The organism is Blastococcus sp. SYSU DS0539 (genome assembly GCF_054050855.1).
Map to the genome: position 1 here is coordinate 1 of NZ_JBJHAF010000001.1, position 14,075 is coordinate 14,075.

12 protein-coding genes are annotated in these 14,075 nt (G+C 73.9%); 8 read left to right on the forward strand and 4 right to left on the reverse strand.

The genetic code is table 11. The features are described 5' to 3' along the window. Positions 1-98 precede the first annotated feature (98 nt). On the reverse strand, positions 99-806 hold the full coding sequence (locus ACI790_RS00005; RefSeq protein WP_456567716.1) for a DUF2461 domain-containing protein: 708 nt from the start codon (positions 804-806) through the stop codon (positions 99-101). Further along, positions 803-1,366, reverse strand: a complete 564-nt coding sequence (locus ACI790_RS00010) for an N-acetyltransferase family protein (protein WP_456567717.1) — start codon at positions 1,364-1,366, stop codon at positions 803-805. Before ACI790_RS00010 ends, ACI790_RS00005 begins: the two co-directional genes overlap by 4 nt. Positions 1,367-1,431: 65 nt before the next feature. On the opposite strand from ACI790_RS00010, the gene ACI790_RS00015 reads away from it, so the two are divergent. After that, a complete protein-coding gene (locus ACI790_RS00015) occupies positions 1,432-2,646 on the forward strand; it encodes a winged helix-turn-helix domain-containing protein (protein ID WP_456567718.1) in 1,215 nt (404 codons plus the stop codon). On the opposite strand, the gene ACI790_RS00020 is transcribed toward ACI790_RS00015, so the two are convergent. Further along, positions 2,618-3,040, reverse strand: a complete 423-nt coding sequence (locus tag ACI790_RS00020) for a DUF1232 domain-containing protein (RefSeq protein WP_456567719.1) — start codon at positions 3,038-3,040, stop codon at positions 2,618-2,620. The two genes, ACI790_RS00015 and ACI790_RS00020, sit on opposite strands and share 29 nt — an antisense overlap. A gap of 78 nt (positions 3,041-3,118) precedes the next feature. On the opposite strand from ACI790_RS00020, the gene thyX reads away from it, so the two are divergent. The 5 genes from thyX (at position 3,119) to ACI790_RS00045 (ending at position 7,890) form a co-directional block, all read left to right on the forward strand. Continuing rightward, a complete protein-coding gene (thyX, locus tag ACI790_RS00025) occupies positions 3,119-3,871 on the forward strand; it encodes an FAD-dependent thymidylate synthase (RefSeq protein WP_456567720.1) in 753 nt (250 codons plus the stop codon). A gap of 76 nt (positions 3,872-3,947) precedes the next feature. Continuing rightward, positions 3,948-4,754, forward strand: coding sequence for a thymidylate synthase (locus ACI790_RS00030; protein ID WP_456567721.1), 807 nt, complete (start codon positions 3,948-3,950; stop codon positions 4,752-4,754). After that, positions 4,751-5,287: a dihydrofolate reductase gene (locus tag ACI790_RS00035; RefSeq protein ID WP_456567722.1), complete on the forward strand. Its 537-nt coding sequence runs from the start codon at positions 4,751-4,753 to the stop codon at positions 5,285-5,287. Before ACI790_RS00030 ends, ACI790_RS00035 begins: the two co-directional genes overlap by 4 nt. Before the next feature lie 9 nt (positions 5,288-5,296). After that, positions 5,297-6,193 carry a 4-hydroxy-tetrahydrodipicolinate synthase gene (gene dapA / locus ACI790_RS00040; protein WP_456567723.1) on the forward strand — a complete coding sequence of 299 codons (897 nt, stop codon included), beginning with the start codon at positions 5,297-5,299 and terminating at the stop codon, positions 6,191-6,193. Continuing rightward, the gene (locus ACI790_RS00045; protein ID WP_456567724.1) at positions 6,190-7,890 is read left to right on the forward strand and encodes a ribonuclease J; all 1,701 of its coding nucleotides are present in this window, start codon (positions 6,190-6,192) and stop codon (positions 7,888-7,890) included. Before dapA ends, ACI790_RS00045 begins: the two co-directional genes overlap by 4 nt. Positions 7,891-8,003: 113 nt before the next feature. Here the strand turns inward: ACI790_RS00045 and ACI790_RS00050 are convergent, their stop codons facing one another. Further along, complete coding sequence (locus ACI790_RS00050; protein WP_456567725.1) at positions 8,004-9,944, reverse strand: dipeptidyl-peptidase 5; 1,941 nt, start codon at positions 9,942-9,944, stop codon at positions 8,004-8,006. Positions 9,945-10,035: 91 nt separating this feature from the next. Here ACI790_RS00050 and ACI790_RS00055 point away from each other — a divergent pair, with 91 nt between their 5' ends. After that, positions 10,036-12,555: a DNA translocase FtsK 4TM domain-containing protein gene (locus ACI790_RS00055; protein ID WP_456567726.1), complete on the forward strand. Its 2,520-nt coding sequence runs from the start codon at positions 10,036-10,038 to the stop codon at positions 12,553-12,555. Positions 12,556-12,620: 65 nt separating this feature from the next. Beyond that, positions 12,621-14,075, forward strand: a complete 1,455-nt coding sequence (gene rimO, locus ACI790_RS00060) for a 30S ribosomal protein S12 methylthiotransferase RimO (protein WP_456567727.1) — start codon at positions 12,621-12,623, stop codon at positions 14,073-14,075.

Consider the following 14,075-nt stretch of genomic DNA (forward strand, 5'->3'; position numbering starts at 1 on the left):
AGGACGCCGCCGGACAACCATTCCCGAAGGGGCCCCAGCATCCGTGCTGGGGCCCCTTCGTCATACCCGCACCCAAAACGCCGCCGGCAGTGGGTGCTTTACCGCGGAAAAGCGTCCGACGGGTGCCCCGGACCAGGCGGGTCAACGGCGGGGCGGGGCTCCTTGGTGGTAGCGCCGACGTTGTCGGCGAACCAGGCGTTGAGCTTCGCCAGGTTGCGCCAGGAGTCGCGCACCCGGTCGAGCGCCGCGCGGGTGTGCAGCCAGTCCTCGGGCGTCCACCGTCGGGTCGCGTGCAGGGCCTTGTGCTTCAGCAGGTCGATGCGGTCGTCGTCGGCGGAGTAGCCGGCGGGCACGCGGACGAGCCGGTCGCCGGCGATCTCCCAGCCCGCCGCGCGGAGCCGGTCCACCTCGGCCGCCAGCGCGGTGCCCTGTACCGCGTCGGCCACCCCGCGCCGGTAGCGGGCGACCTGATCGGACTCCAGCCGCCAGCATCCGCCCGCGACCATCAGTCCGTCGGCGTCCACCTGCACGTACCAGGCGCCCGCCCCCCGGCCCTCCGGGTTCACGACCGCGCCCTGGTGCGTCTTGTAGGGGGTCTTGTCGTGGCTGAACCGGACGTCGCGGTACGGCCGGAAGATCTTCGCGGTGCCGAACTCCGGCGCCAGTTCGTCGACGAGCTGCTGCATCGGCGTGCGGACGTGGGCGTCGTAGTCGGTCTTGTGCGCGGTCCAGTAGGCCTTCGAGTTGTCGGCCTCGAGGCCCTCGTAGAAGACGAGCCCCTCGTCGGGGAAGCCAGCGAAGCTCACGGTCTGCCGTCCTCCTCGTCGTCCAGCACGGTGTGCCAGCGCAGTTCGCGCAGGGGCGCCTCCCCGGTGTCCAGGGTGCGCGCCCACCCGTCCGGCTCCCAGCCGGCCGACTCGTAGAAGTCGGAGGAGGCGCGATCGGATTCCGCGAGCCACACCTCGAGGCGTCCGATGCCGCCCGCGGCCGCCAGATCGGTGACGGCAGCGAGCAGTCGGCTGCCGTGTCCGCGCCTGCCCCAGCGGGGCTCGACCAGCAGGGTGGTCACCTCGGCGGCGTCGGCGCCGGGGGCCACCGCGGCGAAGCCCACGACGGCGTCCTTCTCGACGGCGACCAGCACCCGGTGCGACGGGGAAGGTGGCGTGGTGACGGCGGCCCGCCACGAGGCGGCGACCGCGGCCTCGTCCCAGGCGTCGAGGACCTCGGCGGGCAGCACGGCGCGGTAGGCGGTCCGCCAGGTGATCCCCTGGACGCGGGCGATGGCAGCCGCGTCGTCGGGACGGGCCGGTCGCACCGAGACGTCGGCCGATCCCGGGCGGCGGGGGAAGGGGAGATCCGAGGTCACCCGGGCAGCGTAGGCGGCACGGGTGGCTCGGCGGCTGTCGTACCGGGCAGGCAGGATCGGCGGACGTGACCCCTGTCGAGCGGCTGCCGGCCGCGCTGGCCCGGCGCATCGCCCTGGCGGCGCAGGGGTTCGCCGACCCGCGGCCGGCCGGCCCCGCCGGCACCCGCCAGCTGCGCCGGCTCGTCGAGCGGCTCGGCGTCGTCCAGATCGACTCGGTGAACGTGGTCTCCCGGTCGCACTACCTGCCCGCGTTCAGCCGGCTGGGGCCCTATCCCCGCGAGTCGCTGGACGCGTTGTCCAACCGGCGGCACGACCTGTTCGAGTACTGGGCGCACGAGGCGTCGTTCCTCCCGGTCCGCCTGCAGCCCTGCCTCCGGTGGCGGATGGCCGCGGCCGACCAGGAGGCATGGGGCTCGATGACCCGGGTTCAGCGGGAGCGGCCGGAGTACGTGGCGGCGCTGCTGGAGCGGGTGCGCACCGACGGTCCGCTCAAGGCGAGCCAGCTGCAGGAGGAGCGGCCGAACCGCCCGGGGAGCATGTGGAACTGGCATGCCGGCAAGGCCGCGCTGGAGTACCTGTTCTTCACCGGCGCCCTCACCGCGACCGCGCGCACCGCCGGCTTCGAGCGGGTCTACGACCTGCCCGAACGGGTGCTGCCCGCGACGGTGCTGCACGCCCCGACGCCGGCGCGGGCGGACGCCGTCCGCGAGCTGGTCCGCACCGCCGCGCGGGCACTGGGGGTGGCGACAGAGACCGACCTGCGTGACTACTTCCGGCTGACCCCCGCCGACGCCCGGGCCGCCGTCGCCGAGCTGGCCGACGCCGGTGAGCTGCTGCCGGTCGAGGTGCCGGGCTGGGGGCGTCCCGGCTGGCTGGACCCCGCGGCCCGGCGTCCCCGCTGGATCCGGGCGCGTGCGTTGCTCAGCCCCTTCGACTCGCTGGTGTGGGAGCGCCCGCGGGTGGAGCGGATCTTCGGCTTCCGCTACCGGCTCGAGATCTACACGCCGGCCGCCAAGCGGGTGCACGGCTACTACGTGCTGCCCTTCCTGCTCGGTGACCGGCTGGTGGCGCGGGTCGACCTCAAGGCCGACCGGCAGGCCGGGCTGCTGCGCGTCCAGGCCGCGCACGCCGAGGCGCACGCCGACCCCGTGGGCGTCGCGGCGGAGCTGGCTGCCGAGCTGCGGCTCATGGCGGAGTGGATGGGGCTCGGCGACGTCGTCGTCGCCGACCGCGGGGATCTGGCGCCGCAGCTCACGCGAGCGGTCGTGGCGGCGGTGTGAGGCCGGCCAGCCGGCGGACGACGGCGAGCCCGGCCGCCTCGCCGGGCCAGTGCCGCACCAGGGCGTCGTCGCCGGCCCGGCGCACCACCGAGCGCAGCGCCCACGCCGTCACGACCACGTCGTCGGCGTAGCCGAGGACGGGGACGACGTCCGGCACGAGGTCCACCGGCGACAGCAGGTAGCCCAGCAGCAGCCACAGGCGCAGCCGGACGGCGCGGGGGAGCGACCGGTCGGCCGCGAGACTGCGGACCAGCCGCACCAGGTCGGGCAGCAGGCGCAGCGCGGCGCGGACGGTCAGCCCGTCGGGGCGGGTGTGCCACAGCAGGACCAGCACGAGCAGCCAGAGCAGCAGGAGCCCGCCGGCGACGGCGAGCAGCACGCGCAGCCAGTCCACGCCGACCAGTCTGCCGGGCGGCTCGCGGGTCGATCCGGCGGTGGGGGACACCCCGGCCGCCGCCGTAGGCTCGCCGGCGTGCCCCCGGTCGTGCCGCTCCAGGTCCAGGTCATCGCGCAGACGCAGTTCACCCCACCGGCGGGCGTGCCGTGGGAGACCGACGCCGACGGCGGCCAGGCGCTCGCCGAGTTCGCCGGCCGGGCCTGCTACGAGACGTGGGACAAGCCGAACCCCGCGACGGCCACCAACGCCGGTTACCTGCGGCACATCCTCGAGGTGGGGCACCTCGCCGTGCTCGAGCACGGCACGGTGAGCATGTACCTGACCGGCCTGTCCCGGTCGGTCACCCACGAGCTGGTCCGCCACCGGCACTTCTCCTACAGCCAGCTGTCACAGCGCTACGTGCCCGAGCGCGACGCCGCCGTCGTCGAGCCGGCCGTCATCGCCGAGGACCCGGAGCTGCACGCGCGGTTCGTGGCGGCCACCGACGCCGCCCGCGCCGCCTACGACGAGCTGCTGCAGGGGCTGGAGGAGCGCTTCGCCGACGTCCCCAACTCCACCCTGCGACGCCGGCAGGCCCGCCAGGCCGCGCGCTCGGTGCTGCCCAACGCCACGGAGACGCGGATCGTCGTCACCGGCAACTACCGCGCGTGGCGGCACTTCGTCGCCATGCGGGCCAGCGAGCACGCCGACGTCGAGATCCGCGAGCTGGCGGTCGCCTGCCTGCGCGAGCTGCACCGGGTGGCGCCGAACGTGTTCGGCGACTTCCGGATCAGCACCCTGGCAGACGGCACCGAGGTGGCCGCCAGCCCGTTCGTCACCGAGGGCTGAGCGCGCCGGCGGTGCGCCTGGGGCGGGTGGTCCGGGCGGCTGCCGCCCGTCGGTGGGCGGCCGTAGTCTCGGGGCCGTGGGAGCACCGATCGACACCCAGTACGAAGACCTCCTCCGGCGGATCCTGGAGCAGGGGACACCCAAGGAGGACCGCACCGGCACGGGCACCGTCAGCCTCTTCGGTGAGCGGCTCCGCTACGACCTCTCCGAGACGTTCCCCCTGGTGACGACGAAGAAGGTGCACTTCAAGTCGATCGCGGTCGAGCTGCTGTGGTTCCTGCGGGGGGACAGCAACGTCGGCTGGCTGCGGGACAACGGCGTCACCATCTGGGACGAGTGGGCGTCCCCCGACGGCGAGCTCGGCCCGGTCTACGGCGTGCAGTGGCGGTCGTGGCCGGCGCCCGACGGGCAGCAGATCGACCAGATCACCGGCCTGCTCGACACGCTGCGGTCCGAGCCCGACTCGCGCCGCATGATCGTCTCGGCCTGGAACGTGAGCTCCCTGCCGGACATGGCGCTGGCGCCTTGCCACGCGCTGTTCCAGTTCTACGTGGCCGACGGCAAGCTCTCCTGCCAGCTGTACCAGCGCAGCGCCGACATGTTCCTCGGCGTGCCGTTCAACATCGCCAGCTACGCGCTGCTGACCCGCATGGTCGCCGCCCAGGTCGGGCTGGAGCCCGGCGACTTCATCTGGGTGGGCGGCGACTGCCACATCTACCGCAACCACGTCGCGCAGGTGACCGAGCAGCTCTCCCGCGAGGTGCTGCCCTTCCCGTCGCTGGAGCTGGCGCCGGCGCCGTCGCTGTTCGACTACACCTACGAGCACCTGACGCTGCAGGACTACCGGCACCACCCCGCGATCCGGGCAGCCGTGGCGGTGTGACCGGGCTCGGGAGCGCGCCCGGCCGGGGCGGCGTCGCGCTGATCTGGGCCCAGGCCCGGGGCGGGGTGATCGGCGTCGAGGGTGGCCTGCCGTGGCACCTGCCGGAGGACCTGGCGCTGTTCCGGCGGCTGACCACGGGCTCGACCGTGGTGATGGGCCGGCGCACCTGGGAGTCGCTGCCCGAGCGCTTCCGCCCGCTGCCGGGCCGGCGCAACGTCGTCCTCACCTCCGACCCGGCGTGGTCGGCCGACGGCGCGCAGCGGGCCGCGTCGGTGGCGGAGGTCCTCGCCGGGCAGGACCCGTTCTGGGTGATCGGCGGGGGAGAGGTCTACGCCGCGTTCCTGCCGCACGCCGCCCGGCTGGTGGTCACCGACGTCGACGTCCACGTCGCGGGCGACACCTGGGCACCGGCCCGCGGACCCGGGTGGCACCGGGTGTCGCGGACGCCGGAGGAGGGCTGGTCGGCGTCGTCGACCGGGCTGCGGTTCGCGGTCTCGGAGTACGTGAGGGAATCAGTTCCCTCCGCTGGGTAGATTCTCCTCATGACCACCGACCCCGCCCGGCCGTTCGGGCGCCTTCTCACGGCGATGGTCACCCCGCTGGCCGAGGACGGGTCGATCGACCTGGCCGGGGCCCAGGAGCTGGCCGCGCACCTGGTCGACCGGGGTGGGAACGACGGGCTGGTCGTCTTCGGGACGACGGGTGAGTCGCCGACGATCAGCGACGCCGAGCAGCGCGCCGTCCTCGAGGTGGTGCTGGACGCCGTGGGCGACCGGGCCACCGTCGTCGCCGGCGTCGGGACCTACGACACCGCCCACTCGATCGACAAGGCGCGCGCGGCGGCGGCGCTGGGCGTCCACGGCCTGCTCGTCGTGACGCCGTACTACAGCCGGCCCCCGCAGGCCGGCGTGCTCCGCCACTTCACCGCGGTCGCCGACAGCACCGACCTGCCGGTGATGCTCTACGACATCCCGGTGCGCACCGGGACGCCGATCGAGGTGGAGACGCTCGTGCGCGCCGCGGAGCACCCGCGGATCGTCGCGGTGAAGGACGCCAAGGCCGACCTCGGTGCCATGGCCTGGACGATGGCGCGCACCGACCTCGCCTACTACAGCGGCGAGGACATGCTGAACCTGCCGATCCTCGCGATGGGCGGCGTCGGCATGGTCAGCGTCGTCAGCCACGTCGTCGGCCCCCGGCTGGCCGAGCTGATCGCCGCCGTGGAGGGCGGGGACCTGGCCAAGGCCCGCGAGCTCAACGACAGCCTGCTGCCGGTCTACACCGGCATGTTCCGCACCCAGGGCGTCATCACGGTGAAGGCCGCGCTCAATGCGCTCGGCCTGCCGGCCGGACCGGTCCGGCCGCCGCTGGTCGACGCCACCCCCGAACAGCTCGCGCAGCTGCGCGACGACCTCGCCGCTGGAGGCGTACCCCTGTGAGTGGTCAGGTCACCCAACCGCACCTCGATCTCAAGGCCCCGCCGCCGCTGCCCGAGGGCGGCCTGCGGGTCATGGCGCTCGGCGGGCTCGGCGAGATCGGCCGCAACATGGCCGTCCTCGAGTTCGACGGCACGCTGCTGGTCATCGACTGCGGCGTGCTGTTCCCCGAGGTCGACCAGCCCGGCATCGACCTGATCCTGCCCGACTTCGGCGTCATCGAGCACCGCCTCGACGACATCGCCGCCGTCGTCCTCACCCACGGGCACGAGGACCACATCGGGGCGATCCCGTACCTGCTCCGGCTGCGCGAGGACATCCCGCTGGTCGGGTCCCGGTTCACCCTGGCGCTGGTCAAGGCCAAGCTGCGGGAGCACCGCATCGACCCCACGCTGGTCGAGGTCGCCGCCGGCGACGACCACCTGGCCGGGCCGTTCCACTGCGAGTTCATCTCGGTGAACCACTCGATCCCCGACGCCCTCGCGGTGGCGGTGCAGACCCCGGCGGGCGTGCTGGTGCACACCGGCGACTTCAAGATGGACCAGCTGCCCCTCGACGGCGTGCTGACCGACCTGGGGGCGTTCGCCCGGCTGGGGGTCGAGGGCATCGATCTGCTGCTGTCGGACTCGACCAACGCCGAGGTGCCCGGCTTCGTCACCCCCGAGCGCAGCATCGGCCCGGTGCTGGACGACGTCTTCGCCCGCGCCTCGCAGCGGCTGATCGTCTCGAGCTTCGCCAGCCACGTGCACCGGATCCAGCAGGTGCTCGACTGCGCCGACAAGCACGGCCGCAAGGTCGCCCTCGTCGGCCGCTCGATGGTCCGCAACATGGGCGTCGCCCGCGACCTCGGCCTGCTGCACATGGCGCCCGGCCTGATGGTCTCCCTCGACGACGCCGCGAAGATGCCGCCCGAGCAGGTGGTGCTGGTCAGCACCGGCTCGCAGGGCGAGCCGCTGTCGGCGCTGGGCCGCATGGCCCGCGGCGACCACCACCAGGTCACCATCGAGGCCGGCGACACCGTGGTCCTGGCGTCGTCGCTGGTGCCCGGCAACGAGACCGCCGTCTACAAGGTCATCAACGGCCTGGCCCGGCGCGGGGCCACCGTGGTGCACAAGGAGACCGCCCGGGTGCACGTCTCCGGGCACGCCCCGGCCGGCGAGCTGCGCACGCTGCTCAACGTGGCGAAGCCGAAGTACCTCATGCCCGTGCACGGGGAGTGGCGGCACCTGCGGGCGCACGCCAAGCTCGCCGAGGAGACGGGCATGGCCACCGACCGGATCCTGCTGGCCGAGGACGGCGTCGTCGTCGACCTCGTCGACGGCAAGGCCTCGATCGTGGGCACCGTGCCCATCGGCGACGTCTACGTCGACGGGCTGAACGTCGGCGACGTGGGCGAGGAGTCGCTGCAGGCCCGGCGGATCCTGGGCGACGAGGGCTTCGTGGCGCTGACCGTCGTGGTCGAGCCGTCCACCCGCACCATCGTGCGGCCGGTGCACCTGTCCACCAAGGGCTTCTCCGACGACCCGGCGGCCTTCGACGAGGTGCTGGCGCTGGTCGAGGACAACCTGAAGCGGGCGCTCCAGGACGACGCCGTCGACGCGCACCGGATGTCCCAGATCATCCGGCGCACCGTGGGCAAGTGGGTGTCGGACAAGCACCGCCGCCGTCCGATGATCATCCCGACGGTCCTCGAGGTCTGAGAAACCGGCGCCGCAGCCCCACCCCTCGGCGTCGTGGCGCCGGGATCAGGTGACCTGATCATCGAACGTCCTCCCTCACCGTCTGCGGCGAGGGAGGACGCCGCACGGTCAGGTCACCTGATCGTGACCGGCTCGATGCCCTCGGCGGGCGGCAGGTCGAAGCCCCACACCTGGGCGTAGAAGGACAGCTCGCCGTCGAGCGCGGCGCGGATGTTCGCCGCCTTGCGGAACCCGTGCTGCTCGCCCGGGAAGAGCAGGTAGGCGTGCGGGACGCCGTTCTCGCGCAGCGCGGCGACGATCGCCTCGGCCTGCGACGGCGGCACGACCGCGTCCTCCTCGCCCTGGAACACCGCCAGCGGGGTGTCGAGGGTGCCGACGTGCGTGATCGGGGAGCGCTCGGCGTAGACGTCGGCGCCCCCCGGCCACGGGGCGACCAGCCCGTCGAGGTACCGGGACTCGAACTTGTGCGTCTCGGCCGCGAGCGCGGCGAGGTCGGCGACGCCGAAGTGGCTGGCGCCGGCGGTGAAGACGCCGGGGCGCATGGTCAGCGCGGCGAGGGTCGTGTAGCCACCGGCCGACCCGCCCCGGATCGCCATTCGCGCGGGGTCCACCCGGCCGGCGTCGGCGAGGGAGCGGGCGCAGGCGACGACGTCGTCGAGGTCGACCACGCCCCACCGCCCTTGCAGCGCGTCGCGGTAGCGGCGGCCGTAGCCGGTGGAGCCGCGGTAGTCCACGTGCGCCACGCAGAAGCCGCGCGAGGTGAAGTACTGGATCTCCAGGCTGAGCACGCGGGCGTGGCTGGACGTGGGGCCGCCGTGGACCATCACGACGAGCGGCGGCAGCTCGCCGTCGGGGGCGGTCACCTCCGGGTTCGTCGGCGGGTAGACGACCGCGTGCGCCACCGCGATGCCGGTGCCGTGGTCGGGCGTGGGGAAGGTGTGGAACTCGGGGCGGGAGAACCACGCCGGGTCCAGCCCGAGGTCGCGCGCCGGCCGCAGCACCTCGGCGCCGTCGCCGTCGACCGGGACCCGCAACACCACCGGCTCGGCCGCCGGGCCGCCGGCCGCGCAGACGACCGCGTCGCCCTGCGCGCGCAGGTACCCGAACGAGGCGTAGGGGAGCTCGAGCTCGCGGAGCCCGCCGTCGGGGGAGAGGACGGCCAGCCGGTCGGTGCCGTCCCGGCCGTAGGCCAGCGCGATCCGGCCGTCGTCCAGCAGGGCGTACCGGCTGGCGCCGAACCGCCACTGCGGGCCGGCGATGTCGGTGCCCACGTCGAGCACCAGCTCGGCGTCGCCGCCGCGATGCCATCGGTACAGCGACCAGACGTCGGTGCGGTCGCAGAGGAACCACAGCGTGCCGTCGGGCCCCCACGCCGGCTGCACCACGGACTCGCCCGGCCCGCCGGCGACGACCGTCTCGGTCCCGTCCGCGCCGCGGACCACCAGCTGCGCGGCGTCCCACGGCATCCGGGGGTGGTCCCACTGCAGCCAGGCCAGCGCGGAGCCGTCGGGCGAGCGGCGCGGATCGGAGACGAAGTCCGGCCCCGACACCAGCACCTCGCTGCCGCCGTCCGCGGCGATCCGCACGATCTCGTTGACGACGTCGGCGGCGGCACCCGATGCGGCATGCGTCTCCCGGACCGCGAGCAGCGCCTCGGGACCGGCCTCCAGGTCGGCGTACCGGACCCCCGCGGGCAGCGCGGGCTCCGGGGTGACCGCGACGGGCGAGTCCGCTCCCGCGTCCACTCGGTACAGCCGCTGGTCCGAGTAGTCGGTGAACCACAGCGTGCCGCCGGAGACGGTCCAGGCACCCCCGCCGTACTCGTGCACCCGGGTGCGCGCGTTCCAGGGCGCGGGCAGCACGTCGGCCACGGTGCCGTCGCCGGAGCGGCGCACGAGCACCGACCGGCCGCCCTCGTCGGGCCGCGCCTCGGACCACCAGACGTCGGGTGAGCCGGGATCGACCAGCACCTCGCCCAGGGCCGCCGCCGTGCGGACCACCAGCTCGGAGGTGATCGGGGTGGGCCAGCTGCCGGAGGGAAGCGCGGTGCTCATGCCTGTGACGTTATGAGACGGGGCCGCCTGCGGGGGGACACGACGCCTGGCCTGCCCGTCCGCGACCCTCCTCGGGCTTACCGTCTGACGCATGCCTGCCCGCACCACGTCGAACAGCCGGCCGGCCGCGACCCGCAGCCGATCGGGTTCGACGGCGGCGAGCAAGAAGCGGCCCGCCACCAAGCGGGCCCCCAACCGGCGTCCGCCCGCCAAGAAGAAGGCGGCGTCGGGTCCCTCGCTCTGGCGCATCGCCAGCGGCGGCTGGAACCTGCTGGCGCGTGGCGCCGGCGGGCTCGCCCGCTCGGTGGCCCGGCCGGAGGAGGCCGAGCCGCTCGCCCCCGAGCACCGGCGCGACGGGGTCGGGCTGGCCGTGCTGGGGCTGGCGATCGTGCTCGGGGCCGCGGCCTGGAGCAACGGCATCGGCCCGGTCGGCGCGGCGATGACCGACGGGGTGCGCTGGATCGTCGGCTCCCTGGTCATGGTGCTGCCCGTCGTCCTGTTCTTCGCGGCGCTGCGGCTGCTGCGACGCGGACCCCGCCCGGAGGCGCGCGGCCGGCTGGTCATCGGCTGGCTGTGCACGGTCGCCTCCGTGCTGGGGATCGCGCACGTCGTCGGCACGCCGGCCGATCCGCAGGCCGGCCGGCCCGGGTCGGGCGGGCTCGTCGGGTGGGCCGTGGGCACCCCGCTGGCCGCCGGGCTGGGGGCGGTCGTCACCGTCGTCCTGCTGGCCCTGCTGGCGTTCTTCGGGCTGCTGGTCATCACCGCGACGCCGGTGCACCAGATCCCCGAGCGGCTGCGCGAGTTCACCGACCGACTGCTCGGTCGCGACGACTACGACGGGGACGAGTACGACGAGGACGACGACGAGGAGCCCGAGGAGGTGCCGGTCAGCCGCCGGTCGCGTCGCAAGTCCCTGTCCGAGGACCTGCTCACCACCGGCCCGATCGACCACGCCGCCTACGCCGAGGCGGCCGACGCCACCCGCACCACCGAGCCGGAGCACACCGTGCTCGCGGCGCCGCCGCCGGTGCCGGCGGTGCCGTCGGTGCGCCGGCCGGTCGAGGACCGCACCTCCCCGCCGGAGGACCTCCCGCCCATCACCGAGCCGGAGCAGCTGTCCATCCAGCCGGTCGAGGGCGACTACGTGCTGCCCTCGCTGTCCACGCTGCGCCCCGGCGACCCGCCGCGGGCGCGGTCCAAGGCCAACGACGTCGCGATCGCCGCGATCAGCGGTGTCCTGGACCAGTTCAGCATCGACGCCGCCGTCACCGGCTTCACCCGCGGCCCGACGGTCACCCGCTACGAGGTCGAGCTCGGCCAGGGCGTGAAGGTCGAGAAGATCACCGCGCTGACCCGCAACATGGCCTACGCGGTGGCCAACGACAACATCCGCATCCTCGCGCCGATCCCGGGCAAGTCCGCCGTCGGCATCGAGGTGCCCAACACCGACCGCGAGAAGGTCAGCCTCGGCGACGTGCTGCGCTCGCAGGCGGCCAAGCAGGACCCGCACCCGATGCTGGTCGGCCTCGGCAAGGACATCGAGGGCGGCTTCGTCTGCGCCAATCTGGCGAAGATGCCGCACCTGCTCGTCGCCGGCGCCACCGGTGCCGGTAAGTCCAGCTGCGTCAACTCGATCCTGACCTCGCTGCTGCTGCGCGCGACCCCGGACCAGCTGCGGATGATCCTGGTCGACCCGAAGATGGTCGAGCTGACGCCCTACGACGGCATCCCGCACCTGATCACGCCGATCATCACCGACCCCAAGAAGGCGGCCACCGCGCTGGCCTGGCTGGTCGAGGAGATGGAGCAGCGCTACCAGGACATGAAGTCCACCGGCGTGCGGCACATCGACGACTTCAACCGCAAGGTCGAGAAGGGCGAGATCACCGCGCCGCCCGGCAGCGAGCGGGTCTACCGGCCCTACCCGTACATCCTGGCGATCGTCGACGAGCTCGCCGACCTGATGATGGTCGCGCCGCGGGACGTCGAGGAGCACATCGTCCGGATCACCCAGAAGGCGCGCGCCGCCGGCATCCACCTGATCCTGGCCACGCAGCGCCCCTCGGTCGACGTCGTCACCGGCCTGATCAAGGCCAACGTGCCCTCGCGGCTGGCGTTCTCGACGTCCAGCCTCACCGACAGCCGGGTCATCCTCGACCAGCCGGGTGCGGAGAAGCTCATCGGCATGGGTGACGCCCTCTTCATGCCGATCGGGGCCGGCAAGCCGATCCGCGTCCAGGGCGCGTTCGTCACCGACGCCGAGATCGAGGCGGTCGTCGAGTTCACCAAGCGGCAGGCCGAGCCGGAGTACCGCGAGGAGGTCTTCTCCGCGGGCAGCGCCGGGGAGAAGAAAGAGATCGACGAGGACATCGGCAGCGACCTGGACCTGCTGCTCCAGGCGGTTGAGCTGATCGTCACCAGCCAGTTCGGGTCGACGTCGATGCTGCAGCGCAAGCTGCGCGTCGGTTTCGCCAAGGCCGGCCGGCTCATGGACCTCATGGAGAGCCGCGGCATCGTCGGGCCCTCCGAGGGCTCCAAGGCGCGCGACGTGCTGGTCAAGCCCGACGAGCTCGAGGCCACGCTGTTCACCCTGCGCGGCGGGGAGGCCTGACGTCCGCTGCGCCGGGTCGGGGTCGCCCGAGCGGAGCCCCCCTGGAGAGCGACTACGATGGCCGAGTGACAGCTGCGCCCACCCCTGCCCGGACCGTGGCCGTGGTGACGCTCGGCTGCGCGCGCAACGAGGTCGACTCCGAGGAGCTGGCCGGCCGGCTGGCCGCGGAGGGCTACGAGCTCGTCGAGGACGCCGACGACGCCGACGCGGTCCTGGTCAACACCTGCGGGTTCATCGAGACCGCCAAGAAGGACTCCGTCGACGCGATCCTGGCCGCGACCGACTCCGGTGCCTCCGTCGTCGCCGTCGGCTGCATGGCCGAGCGGTACGGCTCCGAGCTCGCCGGTGCGCTCCCGGAGGCCACCGTCCTGGGCTTCGACGACTACGCGGCGATCGGGGACCGGCTCGACGACGTCCTCGCCGGCCGCCCGCTCGTGCCGCACACCCCGCGGGACCGGCGCACCCTGCTGCCGATCAGCCCGGTCGAGCGCTCGGCGGTGCTCGCCGGCGCCGGGGGGCGGGTCGAGGACACCGCGGCCCCGGCGATCCCCGGGCACGACTGGCTGCGCCGCCGCCGGCTGGCCTCGGGGCCGTCCGCGGCGCTGAAGCTCGCCTCGGGTTGCGACCGGCGCTGCGCGTTCTGCGCGATCCCCACCTTCCGCGGCGCGTTCGTCTCCCGCCCGCCGGCCGAGGTGCTGTCGGAGGCGCAGTGGCTGGCCGCCCAGGGCGTCACCGAGCTGGTGCTGGTCAGCGAGAACTCCACCTCCTACGGCAAGGACCTCGGCGACCTGCGGTCGCTGGAGAAGCTGCTGCCCGCGCTGGCGGCGGTCGAGGGCATCGTCCGGGTGCGGGTGGCCTACCTGCAGCCGGCCGAGCTGCGGCCGGGCCTGCTGGAGGTCATCGCCGGCACGGACGGCGTCGCGCCGTACTTCGACCTGTCGTTCCAGCACTCGTCGCCGACGCTGCTGCGCCGCATGCGCCGGTTCGGCGGCACCGAGGACTTCCTGCGCACCATCGAGCGAGCCCGTAGCCTGGCGCCCAGCGCCGGGTTCCGCACCAACGTCATCCTCGGCTTCCCGGGGGAGACCGAGGAGGACGTCGCGGAGCTGGAGCGCTTCCTCACCGAGGGCCGCCTGGACGCGGTCGGTGTGTTCGGCTACTCCGACGAGGAGGGCACCGAGGCGATGCGGCTGGACGGCAAGCTGGACCAGGCGGAGATCGACGCACGCGTCCGCCGGGTTACCGACCTGGTCGAGGAGCTGACCGCCCAGCGTGCGGAGGACCGGATCGGCGAGCGGGTCGAGGTGCTGCTCGCCGAGGACCTCTCCGCCGAGGACGGCGCCGGCACCTGGCTCGGGCACGCCGCCCACCAGGACCCGGACGCCGACGGCACCACCACGGTGACCGGGGTGCCCGACGGCGCGGTCGCCGGGCAGCTGGTGTCCGCGGAGGTGATCGGCACCGAGGGCATCGACCTGGTCGCCGCCGCCCTCGCCGTCGTCCCCTCGGCCGGGCGGTGA